General features: G+C 57.4%; 11 protein-coding genes and 1 tRNA gene. 6 read left to right on the top strand and 6 right to left on the bottom strand.

Annotated elements, in window-relative coordinates:
• Window positions 1–27 precede the first annotated feature (27 nt).
• The 5 genes from AB4K19_RS07950 to AB4K19_RS07930 form a co-directional block, all read right to left on the bottom strand.
• Window positions 28–1,419 (bottom strand): tyrosine-type recombinase/integrase, encoded by a 1,392-nt coding sequence (locus AB4K19_RS07950; protein ID WP_375227884.1) that lies wholly within the window; start codon window positions 1,417–1,419, stop codon window positions 28–30.
• Window positions 1,420–1,522: 103 nt separating this feature from the next.
• Window positions 1,523–1,612: transfer RNA gene (locus tag AB4K19_RS07945), tRNA-Ser, on the bottom strand.
• A 74-nt stretch (window positions 1,613–1,686) separates the two neighbouring features.
• Window positions 1,687–3,069, bottom strand: coding sequence for an aminotransferase class III-fold pyridoxal phosphate-dependent enzyme (locus AB4K19_RS07940; RefSeq protein ID WP_375227883.1), 1,383 nt, complete (start codon window positions 3,067–3,069; stop codon window positions 1,687–1,689).
• A 3-nt stretch (window positions 3,070–3,072) separates the two neighbouring features.
• The gene (gene doeB, locus AB4K19_RS07935) at window positions 3,073–4,083 is read right to left on the bottom strand and encodes a N(2)-acetyl-L-2,4-diaminobutanoate deacetylase DoeB (RefSeq protein ID WP_375227882.1); all 1,011 of its coding nucleotides are present in this window, start codon (window positions 4,081–4,083) and stop codon (window positions 3,073–3,075) included.
• Window positions 4,080–5,261, bottom strand: a complete 1,182-nt coding sequence (locus AB4K19_RS07930) for a M24 family metallopeptidase (RefSeq protein ID WP_375227881.1) — start codon at window positions 5,259–5,261, stop codon at window positions 4,080–4,082. Before AB4K19_RS07930 ends, doeB begins: the two co-directional genes overlap by 4 nt.
• A 168-nt stretch (window positions 5,262–5,429) precedes the next feature.
• On the opposite strand from AB4K19_RS07930, the gene AB4K19_RS07925 reads away from it, so the two are divergent.
• The 6 genes from AB4K19_RS07925 (at window position 5,430) to AB4K19_RS07900 (ending at window position 11,899) form a co-directional block, all read left to right on the top strand.
• Window positions 5,430–6,752 (top strand): c-type cytochrome, encoded by a 1,323-nt coding sequence (locus tag AB4K19_RS07925; RefSeq protein WP_375227880.1) that lies wholly within the window; start codon window positions 5,430–5,432, stop codon window positions 6,750–6,752.
• A 444-nt stretch (window positions 6,753–7,196) separates the two neighbouring features.
• On the top strand, window positions 7,197–8,480 hold the full coding sequence (locus AB4K19_RS07920) for a tyrosine-type recombinase/integrase (protein WP_436399416.1): 1,284 nt from the start codon (window positions 7,197–7,199) through the stop codon (window positions 8,478–8,480).
• A complete protein-coding gene (locus AB4K19_RS07915; protein WP_375227879.1) occupies window positions 8,477–9,238 on the top strand; it encodes a hypothetical protein in 762 nt (253 codons plus the stop codon). Before AB4K19_RS07920 ends, AB4K19_RS07915 begins: the two co-directional genes overlap by 4 nt.
• Before the next feature lie 48 nt (window positions 9,239–9,286).
• Complete coding sequence (locus tag AB4K19_RS07910; RefSeq protein WP_436399415.1) at window positions 9,287–9,502, top strand: hypothetical protein; 216 nt, start codon at window positions 9,287–9,289, stop codon at window positions 9,500–9,502.
• 184 nt (window positions 9,503–9,686) lie between these two features.
• A complete protein-coding gene (locus tag AB4K19_RS07905; RefSeq protein ID WP_436399414.1) occupies window positions 9,687–10,574 on the top strand; it encodes a DUF7146 domain-containing protein in 888 nt (295 codons plus the stop codon).
• The gene (locus AB4K19_RS07900; RefSeq protein WP_375227877.1) at window positions 10,571–11,899 is read left to right on the top strand and encodes a DUF3631 domain-containing protein; all 1,329 of its coding nucleotides are present in this window, start codon (window positions 10,571–10,573) and stop codon (window positions 11,897–11,899) included. The genes AB4K19_RS07905 and AB4K19_RS07900 overlap by 4 nt, the downstream gene beginning before the upstream one ends.
• Window positions 11,900–12,364: 465 nt before the next feature.
• On the opposite strand, the gene AB4K19_RS07895 is transcribed toward AB4K19_RS07900, so the two are convergent.
• Window positions 12,365–18,526, bottom strand: coding sequence for a hypothetical protein (locus tag AB4K19_RS07895; protein ID WP_436399413.1), 6,162 nt, complete (start codon window positions 18,524–18,526; stop codon window positions 12,365–12,367).
• Window positions 18,527–18,532 lie beyond the last annotated feature (6 nt).

Below are 18,532 nucleotides of genomic sequence, written 5' to 3'. Positions count from 1 at the left end.
TACAACCTTTCAACTCGTTCTATTCGGTCAGAATGCCACCAGATAGCCGTCCTGCTTAAGCCGCTCAGCCACACGTTCCTGCCGCTCTGCGAGGTCTCTGAGCAGAAGGCCGTGGTCATAGGCGCTTGAGCTTGTCCGTTCCCCCGCCCAGCCGCCTAAATCATTCGCATCGCTTGCGGGAACGCCCGCCTGCCGTGCCTTGGTAAGCCATGTGTGGCGGAGGGAATGGAATACCAACCGGCCATCCGTTTTTGCACCAAGGACGTTCCTTCGCTCTCTGGTGAATAACTGCGAGAGAGACGACGCTTTACCCGTCGCAGGCCGCAATGGGAATTCATGAAAGAGCCGTTCAGCTTTCACTTCTTGTGCTACCCTCATACGGTCGAGAAGAAGATCGCGGGCAGCATCGGGCACCGGGATGGTCCGCCCAGCGTTCTCCGTCTTACCGCTTCTGATGGTGAACACAGAGCCGTCCTCGGCCACGTCCACTACCAGCACCTTTGCAAGTTCATCAGAGCGTGCCCCGGTTACCAGCGATAGCCTGAATATGTCGCCCAGACGATCACCGCGTGGGAATGCTCGCATCATCTTCGTGGCTTCGTCGGCCTCAAAGATACCTCTCTTCGACTTTTTGTCCCGCTTCAACCTTCGAACACCCTTCGGGTTCTCGAATGGGTTGCTCCCTACGTAGCCGGTCAGCTTGCGCTCAATGGCCCAATTCCAAAGGTTGCGGAGTAGGCCCACCAACTTGTCGATGGTTGCCAAGGAAAGCCCGTTTGGTGCCCTTGGTGATGTCTGATCGGGCAGGAAGTCGCCTCTGAATTCGGAGACCAATTCAGGCGTGATGTCCTCAAGGAAGACCGTGTTGTTGTCTCCCTCCATGAACTGGCAGAGGTATCTGACAGCAACTCCAAGATCATTCTCTGTGGTCTTGCGGAGCGGGGCATAGCCGTTGCCGTTGCCGGGTCTTCGGTCGTGCAGGTAGCGTTTGACCGCATCGGCAAGGCTTAGCGTGCCCGAGAGTGCCACCTTCTGAAAGGCTTTACGCCTTGCCTTCGGTGCCTTCCTGACTTCCTCTTCGATCAAGTCCTGCACATCAGGCTCATAGTCTTCGGGTCCGCCTTCCGCCCTTTGGACACGCAGCGCCTCGGCCCATGCTGACGCCTTTTCCAAACTGAAACGGTCGCCCAGTGCTGCACCCCTCATAGCGTCAGCCTCCATCGCCCGCACCTCAGCCAAGCGGATGTCACGCAGCTTCTTGGCGGTGGCGAGATGCCTTGTCCCGCCAAGGCTTCTTTTGATGTAGGTGCCGAACTTTTTTCCGGTGGATGGGTCGATCATTCCTTTCAGAGCGGCGGGAGTTCGTATGTTGAAACGATAGGCGGTGCCGTCGCCCCGTGGTTGAATGATATGTTTCATGCCTTCCTTCCCCGCTGCGGGTCTCGATTTGTGGGTAACAGTTACCCTCGTTTCGATGTTCCCACTGGAGAATTTCGACATAATATCAGATAGTTAGTGGCAGTGGCGGAGACGAAGGGATTCGAACCCTCGAGACGATTCCTCGCCTACTCCCTTAGCAGGGGAGCGCCTTCGACCACTCGGCCACGTCTCCGCCGACCGTCCTATCGGGCAGTCTTATGGAAAACAAGTGGAAAATCCGGCGACAGACTGAATTCCGGGCAAACGCTATCCCGCAGGGTTTCCAAGCACCTCACAGATCGCATCAAAGGTCACGGAAACAACCTTTTCAACTTCGCCGGGGGTAATACAGAGCGGCGGCGCAAAACCGATAGTATCGCTTTGGGGCATTGCGCGGGCGATCACGCCCCGCTGTGCCATTGCAGCGACAATGGACGGCACAACAGCGCGGGATGGTTCAAAAGCTGTCAGCTGATCCGGGTTGTCGGCCAGTTCGACGGCGCACAGCAAACCTTCGCCGCGAATATTGGAGACATGCGGGTGTTCTGCCAGCGCGTCCCGCAGTGCGGACAGCATGAATTGCCCCGTGCTGCGCGCATTACCAACCAGATCAAGGTCATCAATGAGTTTCAGGTTGGCGATGCCGGCCGCCGCACCGATCGGGTGCGCCGAATAGGTCCAGCCATGACCGATCGCGCCATTCTCGTCTGTGCCGCGTGCCAGCACTTCCCAGACGCGGTCCGAAACGATGCTGCCGGACAAAGGCGCATAGGCAGACGTAAGACCCTTGGCGATGGTCATCAGATCGGCCTCAATTCCGTAGTGTTCTGCGCCGAACATCGTGCCGAGACGTCCAAATCCGGTGATAACCTCGTCACAGATCAGCAGGATGTCATGGCGCCGCAAAACCTCCTGTATCGCGGGCCAGTACCCTTCCGGCGGCGGTACGATACCGCCCGTGCCCAGCATTGGCTCGGCGATAAAGGCGGCGATGGTGTCGGGTCCTTGAGCCAGGATCATGTCTTCCAGCTGCTTCGCGCACCATTGACTGAATGCCGTTTCTGACATGCCCCGATCCGGGCGATGCAGATAGTAGGGGGCTTCGGTGTGCAGGACCTGCTCCAGCGGCAGATCGAATTTCTTATGAAACAGCGAAAGGCCGGTCAGAGACCCGGTCATCAGGCCGGACCCGTGATACCCCCGCCAGCGGGAAATGATCTTCTTCTTTTGGGGTAAGCCCCGGATGTTGTTGTAGTACCAGACCAGCTTGATGTTGGTTTCATTGGCATCAGATCCACCAAGGCCGAAATAGACCTTCGACATATTTGCAGGTGCGCGATCAAGGATCATCCGGGCCAGTGTGACAGATGCTTCGGTGCCGTGCCCCATATATGCGTGGTAATAGGACAGCTGGTGGGCCTGTTCCGCGATGGCGTCGGTGATCTCGCGCCGGCCATAGCCCACATTCACGCAATATAGTCCCGCAAAAGCATCCAGCATCCGGCGGCCATCCCGGTCCTCGATCCAGACACCTTCGCCGCCAGTGATAATCCGGGTCGGTGTGTCACCACGGGCATGTGCCGCAAGATGCGTGGACGGGTGAAAGAACGTGTCTCTGTCCCATTCGGCCAGCGTGTCATTGGTCAGCATCAGTTACTCCTTTGTGGGGCCGGTTTCAGAGGCCAGAACAGCCAGGCAGTCGCCCTGACGGATCAGTCCGGGATGATGTCGTACCATCACCAGTCCGTCGGTCCGGGCTGTTATGACATTCGGCTCAATGCCGGTGTGGTACAGTGGCCAGATCCGGGCGAGTGTTTCACCGCAGGTTACAGCATCACCAAGCATCACAGTGAACTCAACCATTCCTGCGTCAGGAGCGAAATGAAAGCACGCCGCGTCATCCTGTGTCAGGTGACAGGTCGGGGCGGCATCAATATCTCCAGCGAGAATTCCGGCGTGGATCAACAGGTTCCGCAGGCCACGCCGCGCGATGGCGACGGTTTCCGGCGTCGCCGTACCGCGGCCGCCCAGTTCGGTTGTAACAAATGTCTTTCCCTGACTTTCTGCTGCATGATCGTACATTGCAGAGGGGTCAATCTCGAGCATCTGAAGACTGAAAGGCGCGCAGAAAGCATCGCGCGCGGCCCGGCATCGTGCTTCCTGCGCCTTGTCCTCAAGCGTGTGGCAGGCTGCAAAGGGCAGGAAGTCGAGCGATTTGCCGCCTGAATGAAAGTCGAGCACGATATCGGCCATCGGCAACAGGTACCGTGTGAAGTAGTCAGCGATCTTTTCCGTGATCGTGCCGTCCGGCCTGCCGGGGAATGCGCGGTTCATATTGCCGCCGTCGATGGGCGACGTGCGCGTTGCGGCGTGTACTGCTGGCGCGTTCATGAACGGGATCAGAATGATCCGGCCGCTCACGGCCGCCGGATCGAGGCTGGTTGCCGCGTCCAGGATGGCAAGCGGTCCTTCGTATTCATCGCCATGATTTCCACCGGTGATCAGCGCTGTCGGTCCGGAGCCGTTCCGGATAACTGTCACCGGGATCATCACAGAACCCCAGGCGCTCTCATCGCGGCTCCACGGCAATTGCAGGTGACCGTGCTGTACACCGTCCGCGCCGAAATCGACGGTGGCGGTGACGGGAGAGGGGGTGTCTGTCATGTCTTGACCATCAGTTCCCGGGGCGTGTTGCACAGACACTCGGCGCCGTCCTCAGTAATCAGCACGGGTTCGGTGATCTCGATGCCGCCATCATCCAGCCAGAGCGCGGGCATGAAGTGAAATGTCATGCCGGGTTCAAGTACAGTCGTGTCGCCGGCGCGCAGCGAGAACGTGCGCTCACCCCAGTCCGGTGGGTAAGACAGCCCGATGGAATAGCCACACCGGTTATCCTTTTCAAAGCCCAGCCTGTTCAGAGTGCCATTGAACGCCAGCGCAATGTCGCCGGTCGTGTTGCCCGGCCGTGCCGCGGCCAGGCCTGCTTCAACAGCTTCGAGAACGGCGGCTTCGGCACGCCGGTAGCGGTCAGGTGGCGCGCCCAGAAACAGGGTGCGGGACTGCGGTGCGTGGTACCGGCGGTAAACGCCCGCAATCTCAAAAAACGTGGCTTCGCCCGTCTTCATCGGTTCCGCGTTCCAGGTCAGGTGCGGGGCCGTCGCGTCAGCGCCGGAAGGCGCCAGCGGTACGATGGACGGGTAATCTCCCCAGTGGCCGTCTGCACCTGTGATCCCGGCGTGGCTGATCTCCGCCACAAGGGCATTCTTGGCCAACCCCGGTTCAGCGTGTTCCAGAATGGTCCGGTGCATTTTTTCGACAATACGGGCCGCCCGGCGCATGCAGGTGATTTCTGCGGGGCTTTTGACGCAGCGCTGCCAGTTTATCAAACCGTTCACATCTTTGAATTCGGCCTGCGGCAAGCCGGACAAAAGCGACGTGTAAGATGCTGCTGTGAAATAATAATTGTCCATCTCAAGGCCGATCTTTGCGGACGACCATCCATGTTTCCCCAGAAGATTGCACAGGTCTTCCATCGGGTGTTTTTCCGGGTTCTGCACATAGGTGTCGTCATACCCGTGAATACAGGTATCCGGCATCATTACCGTGCGCTTTGCCCCCAGCGCGTCAATGCCGCGCCCCCACCAGAGCGGCGGCCCGTCCGGGCCGAGCACAACCGCCTGGTGCACGTAAAAGGACCAGCCGTCGTACCCGGTCAGCCAGGCCATATTCGCGGGATCGCTCACAACAATAACCTCGACGCCTGCGGCCATCATGGCGTCGCGGGTGCGCTTTATCCGCCCGTCATATTCACTGATGCTGAACGGCAGGTCAGATGCTGGCATGGTACTCTCCGCTTGTCGCGCCTTTGGGGCGTGGAGGAAGGTTAGCGGATCGTTTTGCGCCGGTCCATCGACGGGTTTCCGGGGTGGGAGGCTGTCGGCCCGGCCGGCGGCTTTGACAGCCAGTCTGCAGTTTTGCAGTATGCTGAATATGTGCAACGAAGGCGGCAGATGAAATCCACATTTCTGAATTCAACGGGTTCTGTTTTCCGTGCGGCCTGCGCCCTGCTGATCCTCGGAACGCACAGCCTGCAGGCACAGGAGGCCTTCCGTCTGGAGGGCCATGGGGGGCCGGTAAAAGGGATCAGCACGACAGCCGACGGGACAATCCTGACCGCCAGTTTCGACAATGCAGTCGGCCTCTGGACGCCTGACGGTCCCCGCTGGTTCGATGGTCATGAGGCTGCGGTCAACGCAGTTGTTCCGGTGGGTGATGGACTTATGGTTTCAGGGGGCGATGATTTCTCTCTGCGCCTCTGGGATCCGGCGACAGGGCAGGGCAGGGTGCTGGGGCGTCACAGTGCCAAGATCATCCGGCTTGCGGTGTCGCCTGACGGCGCGCGTGTGGCATCGGCCAGCTGGGACAGAACCGTGCGTATCTGGCCGCTGGACGGCGCAGAACCGATCGAGCTGCGCGGACATGCCAACACCGTCAGCGATGTGGCGTTTTCGCCGGACGGCGCCCGGGTTTATACGACCTCGGCGGATGGTACTGTGCGTCTTTGGGATGCGCAGACTGGCGAATTTCGCAGGCGTCTTGTGCAGCACGGGTTCGGGATCAATACGCTGCTGGTCGGACCGGATGAAAGCTGGCTGGCCTATGGCGCGGTTGACGGGGGCACGCGGGTCATAATGTTGCCCGAAGGGGGCGAAAGTGGTGATTTCACTGCGGACAGACGTCCGATCCTCGCCATGGCCTACAGTGCCGCGGCTGATCTGATTGCCGTGGGCGATGCCCAGGGGTACATCATGATGATCGACACCGCAGAGTGGCGCATTTCGGATGATTTCCGGGCGACCGCTGCAGGACCGGTCTGGGCGCTGGCGTTTTCCCCCGACGGTCAGAACATCCATGCCGGCGGCATCTCGGACGCGCTGCACAGCTGGCCGGTAGCGGGGCTCGGGAACGCAGAGCAGATGGCCGGGACGGAACGGTCCTTTCTGAAACAGCCGGAACTCATGTCGAATGGTGAGCGACAGTTCCAGCGCAAATGTTCCATCTGCCATACCCTTGAGCCCGACAGTAAACGGCGTGCGGGTCCAACGCTCTATGGTCTGTTTGGCAGGCCGGCCGGCACCGTATCGGACTATCTCTATTCTGACACGCTGGTCAAAGCGGATCTTGTCTGGTCCGAAGAGACCATAGACCTGCTGTTTGATCTGGGTCCGGATCATTACATTCCGGGGTCGAAAATGCCGATGCAGCGGATCACGGGTGCGCAGGACCGTGCCGATCTGATCGCATTTCTGCGGGATGCGACAACTGAAAACTGACAGCGGGTCGCTGTTGCGTTTCTGCAATCCCGACGCGGTTTGCCGAAATGTGTCGTCTCGCGATTATGGTGCCCGATTGTACGAACCCCGCAAGCCGCACCATAAAGGGATGTCGGCCAATCGGTATATCAGTCGGGGTGAATTGGCTCCGGCGGTAGGGATCGAACCTACGACCAATTGATTAACAGTTATAGATTCCGGGTTTCACCGGCTTTCACGCAGTTTCATATTCTTTCAATAACTTGCTGTTTTTGCTTTCATATTTGCATTTTCTACCGGATTGGTTATCTATCTCTTTCAAGTGGTGGTGGCGACTCGGTGGCGATTCCTCTGTGAGATCGCCACGTCACGATGGAGAGTGGAATGCCCGTTATCTAGATCGCCCGTCGCTCTATTGCGGCAATCGAACCCACCGAAAAGCCGTTAGTCTACTATGACGACACATTGAAAGGTTTCGGAATCCTGATGCGGCCTTCGGGTTCCTGCTCTTGGATTTTAGAGTATCGGCCAGGGGCCGGTGGACGAGGTGTAGCCAAGAAACGCATCGTGCTTGGCAGCCCCGATGCGGTGACACCTGAGCAGGCACGCGCAATGGCCAAAGACATGTTGGCCAAGGTTCGCCTTGGCTCAGACCCGGCAGCCGAAAGAGCGGACGCGAGATCCGCCGATACCGTTGCCGAGATCGCAGAGGAATGGTTTACCCGGCACGTCGAACCCAAACGAAAACTCGCCACAGCGAGGCTATATCGTGCCGTGCTGGACACTCATATCCTACCTGCTATTGGCTCTCGAAAAGCCGCCACGCTGACAAGGCGCGAGGTTGCAAAGCTGCATAGCTCAATTGCCCGTAAGACTACATCGGCCAAAAAGGCTGGAGCAAGGCGAACTCCTTCGCAAAAGACAAGAGGTGGCCCCATAATCGCTAATCGTGCATTGGCGGTTTTGAAGGCGATGTTCTTTTGGGCGATTGATCTGGGCTTGTTGCCAGAAGGGACCTCGAACCCCGCCATTGGTGTTGAAGCCTTCAAGGAGAAGGGTCGCGAGCGGTTCTTATCCACGGAAGAAATGCAAAGACTAGGCGATGCTCTTAGTCGTGCGGAAACGGGGGGCTTGCCGTGGCAGATCAAGGCAAAGGGGTCAGCTTCAAAGCATCTGCCTGCACCAGAAAAGCGCGTTGCGCAGTTTGATACTCACTCAGTTGCGGCAATTAGACTGCTCTTGCTGACTGGTGCCCGTGTGCGTGAAATTCTTGATTTGGAATGGCAGCACGTCGATTTTGATCGCGGAATGTTGCGCTTGCCAGACTCCAAAACGGGCGCAAAGGTTATTGTTCTGGGTGCTGCGGCCTTGTCAGTTTTGGATGCGATCCCACGGATCGGTCGCTTCGTGATCGCATCTACTTCGGCAGGAACTGCATGTGAAAAGCCAAGAGCAGATGTGAATCGTCTTTGGCGTGCAGTATGTCGTGAAGCCGGTATTGAAGGCACTGGCTTGCACGATCTACGCCATTCCAATGCCGCTGTTGGTGCAGGTGCCGGATTGTCACTACACCAAATCGGCGGTCTCCTCGGGCACTCGCAGACAAGCACGACAAAACGCTACGCTCACCTTGCCGCTGATCCGCAGCGCCGTGCGGCAGACATGATTGGGGCCACGATAGGTTCGGCGCTTGGTCTCAATGAAAATGTTGTGGAGATTGGTTTAGCACGAGAGGGCAGGGGAACATGAACAGCGCAGAGGATATTTGGAAGCCGTTGCCAAAGCCACATCCGGAAAAGTTGAGGTTGCAGATGGCGCTCTTGGAAAGTTGGTTGCAGCGCCCGATAATTACGGTCCAGCAAGCTGCTTGCCTTCTCGCTGGTGTATGTCCGCCAGAGCGAGACAACGATGATCGATTATTCGGCGCATATCTGCCCGGTCGGCAAGAATGGGAGATTGAACCGGATATCGGTAGAAACCTGCTGGTGAATGAGATTGATGAACTGAAGACCAAACTCTCGGAGGCAAAGACACCACAAGTGCGAAGCTTGGCTGACTTCCTACGATTGGCATCAGAATTGCGGGAGCGGCCTTCTTGGTTGGATTTTGCAGTGAATGATCCGGAGTGCAAAAAGCTGCTTCCAGTTGAGTTTACAAACATTCCGCCCGATGAACGACCGATACAAATAGCCAACCGGAAGAAAGCTTTGAAAAAGCGCGATGAGGACGACAAATACAAACTGATCGTCGGAGCCGGGCGCGCTGAATTTGATAGGCTTCAGAACATTGGATTCGAAGGTCACAAGCGCAAGAATGGTGCGCTGAACAAAGCAACTGTCGCGCGCTCCATCTTAGACGCAATTCGTGCAGCTGCGACTGGTGAACCCAGTTCACTCATTCCCGCCCCCCGAACGGTTGAGCGACATCTAACGTCCTGGCTAGGCAAGGACGGTTCCGACAGTGCCCCGGCACTGTCGGATGGTGCCGGGGCAGACGTGGCGAAATAAGGGTTCATTTGGGCCACCTTCAACGTATCCGAAACGTTGGAGGTAAATATGAAAGACGACGATCTTCCACTCTACATCGATACGACGCAGGCAGCAAAACTCCTCGGTTTGTCGACTTCGTCCCTAGAAAAATACCGGTTCTATCGTGATCCGGATGGTCCTCCGTTTGTGAGGTTCGGACGTGGTTCTATACGGTACCATGTTCCTAGCCTGCTGGATTGGGCAAAGGGTCGCATTGTCGATTTGGCGAGGAACGGAGAATGAGCGTGTCTGCCGGAGATTTTTTGGGCCGCCTTTGGGCTCAACATGGACAGGCTCGGCGCCTTCTCGACAAACTGGACATGCTTCCAGGGGTGGCTGAGTACGAGTTGATTGCAGAGGGAGACCGCATTGCCTTGGAGCAGCTAGCCAGCTCATGCAAAGTCGCTGGCCTGCCGGAGGGTTTGTGATGTCAGACGCACTCAATCTGACCCGCGCCCTGGGTGGGCGCCCTTACGGCCGCCAAGGTCGCGCTGCATGCCCTGTCTGTCAAGCTGGCCGACGGTGCTCAAACCCGTCTCTTTCAATAGCGGATGGCGCTGACGGCACCTTGATGCTGCATTGCTTTAAGGGTTGCTCGTTTAGTCATGTTTCCGACGCTCTGCGCGCTCTAGGCGCTTTGCCTGGCGACGGCACCTATCGTCAGTCTACGCGCTCAGATCTCGCAAAGCTGCGTGAGGCCGAGGAGGCTGAAGCCTTAAAAAAGGCTACGCTGGCCAAGCGGTGCTGGCAGGAGGCGCAGCCCGTTATAGGCACGCTCGCGGAGCACTACCTGCGCAAGCGCGGGATCGCGGACGACTTGCCCGAGACGCTCCGCTTCCATCCGTCGTGCTGGCATGTGTCGGCCAAGGAGTTTCCAGCTCTGGTGGCCCGCGTGGAGGGTGCAGACCGTTTTGCGATACACCGCACCTATCTGCTGGCGGACGGCAGTGGAAAAGCCGCAGTTGAGCCTAGCAAGATGATGCTAGGCAGCACGCGCGGCGGTGCGGTGCGCCTATCCGCTGACACTGCGCCGCTCGTAGTCGCCGAGGGGATCGAGACCGCGCTCAGTTTGCCGTGCCTGTTGCACGACGCGGGGCCGGTCTGGGCGGCACTCAGCACAAGCGGCATGGCGGCGCTGCGCCTGCCTCCAACGCCTGCAGAGTTGATTGTAGCCGTCGATGGTGAGCAGGCAGGCCGCGAAGCCGGCCGGGTGCTTGCGCAGCGTGCGACGGCGAACGGCTGGCGGGTCAAGATAGCGGACCCCGGCGACGGGCTCGACTTCAACGATCTTCTTAAACGCGAGGTGTCGGCATGAGAACCACCGACTTCAACATGTCGCAGGCAGACGCGCGGGTTGCCGAACTGGCGAAGCTCAGCCTGCTCGATTACGAGCAAGTGCGCGTCAACGAAGCCGAAGCACTGGGCATCCGCGTCATTGCGCTCGACGGGGCTGTTGAGGCCGCGCGACCCAAGAACGAGCCCAAGAAGGAAGCGGGCTCCTCCATTGTCGAGGAGGTTGAGACCTGGGCGCATCCGGTGGACGGCGCCGCTCTGGCCGACGATATCAGCGCCGACCTTGCCCGACACGTCGTATTCAAGACACCTGAGCAGGCAGACGCAGTGGCGCTCTGGATCATGGGCACCTACCAGATGGATGTTTGGTCCCTTTGGCCCAAGGTGCTTATCTCGTCACCTGAGAAGCGGTGCGGCAAGACCGTGCTGATCGAGACGATCGAGGCGCACGTCCATCGCGGCTTTCTTGTCTCGAACATCTCGGCGGCCGGTCTGTTTCGCGTGATCGAGGACTGGAGTCCGACCCTGCTGATCGATGAGGCTGACCGCTTCCTGCGCCGCAACGAAGAGGCCAACGGCATCATCAACGCGGGCCACCGCCGCCGCACCGCCAATGTCGTGCGGGTGGAGGAGCGCAATGGCGAACATGTGGTACGCCGCTTCTCTGTTTGGGGCGCTCAGGTCATCGCCGGGATCGGATCACAAGAGGAAACCCTCGTTGATCGCTCTATTCGGGTGGCTTTGCGGCGGCGTCTGCAGTCGGAGTCCGTAGAAAAGCTCCCGGCTCGCTATTTCGAGGATCGCTATCCAGCACGCTGTCAATTGGTGCGGTGGGCTGATGACAATCGCATTTCAATCGAGACGAATGAAACCGAGGCGCCGCCTTGCGGCAATGACCGCGCTCAGGACAACTGGACGCCTTTGTTTCGCATTGCTGCCGTTCTCGGTGGTGCGTGGCCCAATCGCTGTTTGCAGGCCTACAGCGCCATTGAGACTGCAGACTTGGAGCAGGATCGGGAAACCACCGGCGTGCGCCTCCTGCGCGATATGGCGATGCTCATGGAGCGCCAGACAGGAAGAATGGGCTCGCAATCATTGCGTGACGGCCTTCATGGCATCGACGATGCTCCATGGGCTGAGTTCCCGCCCCGCGGCCAGCCGATCTCGACCAACCGCATAGCCGCCATCCTGCGCGACTACGAAGTGCGTCCGCGTCAGGACAAGCACGGTAGTTACTACGACCCGCAGGACGTCCAGCGCGCCCTGGATCGGTACGGCCCTCAGGAGGCGTCCGAACAGGCTACCACCAACTACCATACTGCCACCGGTACCAATGCCACCACTTAAAAACCGAATAAAAACAATGTCCGGTGGCAGGGTGGCAAGGTGGCAGATACTGGTGGTAGTCCGGTCAAACCGATGCCCGGTGGCAGCAGCAACGAGGTGCTCAACGAGGAGAACTTGGCATGAACAGCGACATCAACGTGGCCGATCTGACTATGTACCGAGCGGGTTCCCTTAGCGATGCCAACAAAACAAGGCCGAGGCTCTCAGGTCGCTCGGGTCCTTCCGCAGAGTAACCTTCATCCAGGGGGTACGCTGAGCCTCGGTTCCACAGAGTTTTTTGGGTAAACCGGGGTCACACACATAAATCTCGATTCGACGGCAAATCACCGTAAATTCGTTTTGTATATGACCGCTTTCTCATTTTATCCTGCAAAAAATGCAAGAACCGGTAACCCCAAGCTGCAGGTGGCCTCTCGTGCGGAGCTGTCGGATGTTCGCATCGGAAACGGGAGAAAAACATACAATTCAGTCTGCATCAGCTTGTGTGATCCGCTTTGCGAGACTGGAGACTGATATCTCACATCGCGAAGGGACCCATTGGCGGATCAGGCCCATCGCCTTGAGGTCCGGTACCAGTGTCACCAGGTCTTTTCCGGTCTCCTCGACGAGCATTTCGTTCAGGAAGTCGTAATTCTCCTGACTGGCTTGGCGGTTGTCGTATCCGGCAATAAGGTCCAACGCTGCAATCATACGAGGGGCGTTGGTCTGGAAGTCCCGCGCGTTGATTTCAAAGGATAGATCCTCCAGAACTGCACGGCGATCATCCGCACTGCGCAATCTTTCCACGGATGTGAGCACGTGCTCCGGAATACCTCCCGTTGCTGTAAGAATGGCTTCTCGTATTTCCTTTTTGTCCAGTTCTGTCGCCTCAACATGCCGCAAGTGTACGCGCAGTGCATCCGGGCCCCATGGGGCCAGTGTCTCGGTTGCATAGAGATTTCGGGTGGCGAGATCTCTGCATTCCGGATCTTCGGCATTAAGCAACAAGATAGGACGCACTAGGCCATTTGTAACCAGCGGCCGCCGCGACGACATATCAAGGATGCGCTGCGCGTCGTGCGCGGAACCGCTGTGATGCAAGAGCACGACCTTCATCTCGTCCTGCTTGCCGGGCTTCTGGTCCAAGTGTGCGCGGAAAATCCGCTGGTCTTCGGCACAGAATACACTGACAGGCTTATCCGGGCTGACGCCAGGAAGACTGGTATCCTGCGCAATGCGTTGCAGATGGCGCGGGATGCGCTCCAGGCCAAGCATTTTCAAACCGCATACGATACGCGGTTCATTAACACCGCGGTCCAGCAATCGCTCAACCTGGAGATCCGTGAGCGGCAGGTATTGGCGCCGGCTGCTGTCCTTGTTGTCAGAAGGCACCAGGCGCCGGTTTGTCGCCCGATCATAGCGTGGTTTGGGTTCGCGCTCCTGTATGCGCAAGAGCTCTTCTGCGATTTCGGAAGGAGAGCCCAACATAGGAATGACTTCAGGGGAGCGCAGACAATAGGGCTGGTTGGTCGTGGTCCCAACATCGACCTTGCCGAGAACGCCGAGATCACACATTTCATCGAGAATGACTTCGAACTCCTCCGCTTCAAGCCGATCCACGGAGGTCGGCCAATAGTCAGAAGCTTCTTCGAGAATTTCGCGGGCTCGCATTCCATCCAGAAGGGCTCGTGTGCGATCGTATTCTGCGATATATGCCATTGTGTAGGCAACTAGAGCATATCGAACGTCTAGGTTGAGTGTGAGGTGGAACTTTTTGCGGATCTGACGTTCGATGTCCTCGAAACCTTCATGATCGAATAACTCGGCATCCGGAATAATCCATGATGGGCCGTCCTCGGACAGGGCGTAGTTGCGCCCCAGCATACGATGACGTTGCGCGATGAGCCCGCTCATAAACTCTTGAACTAGGGAAGGGTATTCGTTGGTATAGGACAATATCCGGTCGGCCGCCTGCGGTGTTTCAAAACGGAAGCCAGCAGCGCGCAACGGCTCAGTAACGAGATCATATGCGGCTTGCCGGTCTTCGCGCGTTCGGTTGAGAGGACCAATCACCGTAGGCGTGCGCAAATGAGGAAGAGGGGAGTTCCCCGTGCTGTGCATACTCTGCACGTTGTGCAGGCCGGCAAAGACGATCTTGAACCGGCGGCTCGTCGTTTCCATCAAGTCCTTGAGTTTGGTAATTTCTGGAAAACCTGACATGGCTTCTGCTGTGATGAATTCATCGGTTTCATCCAGCAAAACAATGACGCGTCTAGGGTCCGCGGACTGCGTCACCCACATCTTGATGTCATGTCGAATGGCGTCCGGGTTATCCTTGCTGTCTTCGCGAACGATATATCCAAACTCGGAGTGTGAAAGCAGTGTATGGATTTTGCTCCAGACGCGGACAGCGGGCTCATCCTGCAAGCCAAGGTTGGTGACCTGGTCTCGCACGACAATCTGTCCATTGGCCGGGTCATGATACAGCTTTTCAACATGGGCAAGTAAGGCGGACTTACCTAGTTGCCGACCACCGTAGACGAGACAACCTTCATAGTCGAACGACATTATGCGTTCGATCTCATCTTCTCGCCCGAAGAACATTTCTTCTGGAAGCGCGCCAGCGTTTGTTTCATAAGGCTCGATGCGACCATAAGGCATGCCGCAGGTGAAAATTGTACGAAGTCGGGTGTCCTGCCGAATGGCCGCATAGGCTATTAGTGTTTCATCGATCAGGACTGCCGGGATGCGGTCTTGCCTTAGACGCTTTGCAAACTCATGACGGCGTGAGCGCTCGAGACACCCGGACACTAGGATGATGGAAGGTGTCTGCGGGTCAAGGGACTTCGACAGCACTTCCGGTAATGTTTTTGCCTCGCAGAGGATCATTCGGTAAAGGCCGTTGGCGCGTTTGCCGAAAACGGGCGGTAAAAACCACCCCTGGTGCGCGACGCTGGCGCGGAGCTGATACCGCCATGCCCTAGCGCCTTCAATCGCTTTGCCGCTGTCGAGATTGACTTTTTCAAACCCAAGTCCTTGGAGCAGGTTGACGATTGGCTTGCCTTTAGGCGTTTGCTTGGCGGTTTGTTCTCTCATCAAAAAGAACAGGCTCATAAGCTCAGCGGCATTCTCGGCTCGGTCTCCAGACGTTGCTAGAAGCGTGTCTGATTTGCTGAAGGCCCGAACGTAGTCGCTGGCCGAAGAGGGCCATGCAGGGTCTGCGCTGGCTTCGACAAATTCCGGTGTGAAACGTTCGAGAATGTCATTTTCCGCTTGGTCTTCGACGTCTGCAATTGATCGTCCGTCTCGCAGGCGGGCAATTCGATTTTCAACTGCCTCAAACCCGAGGTTGTCCGCAATCTGACGTAAGACGAGATCTGCATCCTCCTCATTTGAAGGGGTGCGCAAATCCTCGACACGGGCACGTTGGTCGTCGCGGATCGAGGACTCAGCGTTAGTGAGCGTGTCGGATATGTCCTCCGAGCGTGCCCGATATTCATCAAAGTCTTGGAGTAGAGCGTCCTTTTCGCCCTGTTCCCGCAAATGCTCAAGGGCTTCATCACACCAGTCGGTAAGTGCGGGGTATCTATCCTGATTTTTGAAGTCGAGACGAGCAGCAGTCGCGATCCGACGAGACAGCCTCCTGAGATCCGAAGACATGGACTCAACGAATTGTACCTGCGCCGTATGTAGAGCGGCTATGCGCACCGCTATGTCTCCTGCCGTGCGTTTTGCAATCCGACGTGCAGTGGCGAAGGCGCCTGCCTTTATATTGAGCGCATAGGCCACATCCGGATCGGGAATACCGGCTTCGTAAAGCCCCGCCAATGCAGCATCGAGATCACCGGAAAGATAGGCGCGCCGGATGGCCGGAGGCAAAAGATCGACGTCTTGTAGAAAAGCATCTTCTTCTGAAGCGGCCTGGTTCGCGTCCGAAGTCTCTTGGCCCGCAAGCCCCGTTAGCACGTCGACGATCGTCTTCTGTATCATGCGGGCAACGGCAATTCGGAGTTTTCCCTCGGCGCTGTCGTCTTCGAGCTGGATGCGCTCGCTGATACTGTCTCTAGATTTCGCCAGCGCCGCCTTAAGCACCATCAGGGCACGTTGTGCGCTTGCATCCGCTGCTCGAACTTGCTTTTCTTCGGCCTTTGCCCAGTTGCGGAGCAACTCGACGGCTTCGGATGTGTGCCGCGCCATATGATCCATCGCTTTGGGGCTGAGCCGTGTTGTGCTCCGTGGTCCTGTAGGCGTGCTGATAGCACGATACCCGGCTTCAATGGCGTCATGACCGTCAATTTTGTCAGCGGCCTCAAGCGCCAGACTAGCTGCATTTTTTGCGTTGCCTTTCATTGCAATAACCGCTGATCCGACAATGCCACCCGGTTTCACGATCGTGTGTAGGAACCGGGTCGATGGCTGACAGACACCAGAACGCTGAGAGGTTTCTTCCATCCACGCTTCAAGTCGCCTCATCAGCCGTGCACGTCGGGTGTCGGTCGGCGCCCCGGAGATATGCGCCAATTGCTCGAAACTGGGCGGGAAGGCGTAGGGAAGGTCCGCGATGGCGGATTGAAGGTCTGACAGATGCGGACCAAAACTTCCAAGGTTCAATTCCGCGATTGTAGGCCGCATTTGCGCATCCGGCGCAAAGATAGAAGGTTTGAGGGCTGCGGCAAAAAGAAGGGTGGCCTCAATTTCGTTCGGCTCTTGGACCTGACTGATGTGCTCGGTGAGCGCGCCAATCACGGGCGTATATTCAAAGCCAACCGCGCGCGCCGATGAGGCTGCGAGAAACGCTTGCGGACGCAAATAAGGTGTTTTGGACTGGGCAATCAAGGCTTGCGAAATAATGCTGCCGATACCCGGTGCTTCCGCGGCCAGCGACGCCGTATAGAGGCTCAGATCAGCTTCATCTGCAAGGTCGCCATCATTGAGATCTTCGGGCGCCTCTAGCTTTGTTAGGTCTGGTTCTGGCAGGTCAGTCTTGTTTTCAGTAACTGGAGCCTTGCTGCTAACAATTAGAGCGGGCGATTCAGTTGCTGCGTCCTTCGGTGGGAGGTTGACCTCGTGGCCTGGGGACGGGCTATCCACAGGCTTGACGGTTACAGTGTTTTCAGTTTCGGGCACGGCCGCTGTGTCATCTAAGGAAGCGGGCGCCGGGGCTGGACGTTTTTCTTCGGGGTTTGCCGCGAGATCAGGGGTTGGCTCTTCCTCATCCTGTATGTGATCGCCTGGCGTGCGATCCTCCTCGAGCACACTAACCGTCGTATCGTCATCACCAACGACCGATGCGTCGTCAGACGTGCTTCTAGCATGGGCAGAGACAAATCCTCCCGGAACAGCGGCAGGATACTCGTCAACCAAGTCGCGGACTTCCTGCGGCAAACTCAGTTCCTGCAGGTTTGCCCTATGTTGCGTGAGTATCTCAGAAAGCCCCGGAGCATTGATTGACGCTTCGTCCAGTAAGAATGCCAGCGCGTTCTTAAGATCATCGCGTGCCCCTTCTAGGCTCTGGCTGGCGGCTTGGGCAGATTGAGTATGTCCGGCTGCCTCTTGGACAGCCTGCATGTTTCCGCTCGCCAATTGCAGTCCGGTCTCGGCTGTCCAATGAGCCTGTAGGCTCTGGCATTTTTCAATGCTGGCCGCTAAGGCGCGATAAAGAGCGCAGAGCTGTTCCACCAATTCCGGGATTTCTTCGCCAGCCTGCTTGCCTAGCCAAGAGTTGGCGGTTGCCCAATCACAAAGACCTGCCTCTTCCAATTCTTGTGCTACGGCCGCCGCATCAAAGGTATGTAGTTGAAAATCCTCCGCTTTGAGTGCCTCGACCAAGTCAATGATTTGGTCATAGTGCTCAATTGGGGTGGTTTCATCCGCGACAGCGAGCATGTATTGCGCCAGAGCTTTACGGACATTGAAGATCCTACGGTCGCCGATCTCTGCGGCTTCATGGTCATGGAGAATGGTGGCGCCGAAGGCCAGCGTGATGTCGGGATCGACTCCGTCCTTATACTCCTCTCCCAACTCTATCAGTTCGTCGAGCGTTTCGGTGAGTACCTTCAGTTCCTGTAGCGCCGGATCGTTTTCAGGATTTACAGCTGGAAACCATTGCTCAAAGATATCCTTTGGACGACTGTAAACTTCTGGAAGGTGCTCGTAGTGCGCCAAAACGCACTCGAAAAACAGACCCATAATCAGATCGCGCGGCGGATCCGGGAGCAACGCTTGGTCGAGAAGTTCCTTTTTGTCCATTCGTCGTGCCAGACGAAGGGCGAAAGCTGGCTTGTTGTTGATTTTGTGCTTTTTAGTTTTGGTTGCGCCCATAGCAACCAGCTCCAGGATGTGTCCTGCGGCGGGACGCTGTTCCACGAAGTCGAGAAAGGTGTTGTAAAATGCTTCCGCATCTTTCGCGTCAACATCTTGTCCCACCCATTCAAGAATGTTGCGCCGCTGTGCGACGGTTAGCCGGTTTTCCCGAACGAGAAAACCTACAGCGTCCGGATAGATGTCACGCAGTGGAAAAGGGCATCCAATGAGGCTCTCTGGTACGACAATGCCACCATCTTCGTCGATCCCAAAGCGAGCAAAATCGACTTTTGACACAGCGTGTTCTGCGATGAAATCTTTCTCTACAACGGCTTGCTCTTGCACGGTGGG

Origin of the sequence: Roseobacter phycocola (genome assembly GCF_042055075.2) — a bacterium.
In the GTDB taxonomy this organism is placed as follows: domain Bacteria; phylum Pseudomonadota; class Alphaproteobacteria; order Rhodobacterales; family Rhodobacteraceae; genus Roseobacter.
Note: the sequence above shows the minus strand (reverse complement) of the source record. Positions and strands in the feature narration are given on the sequence as shown.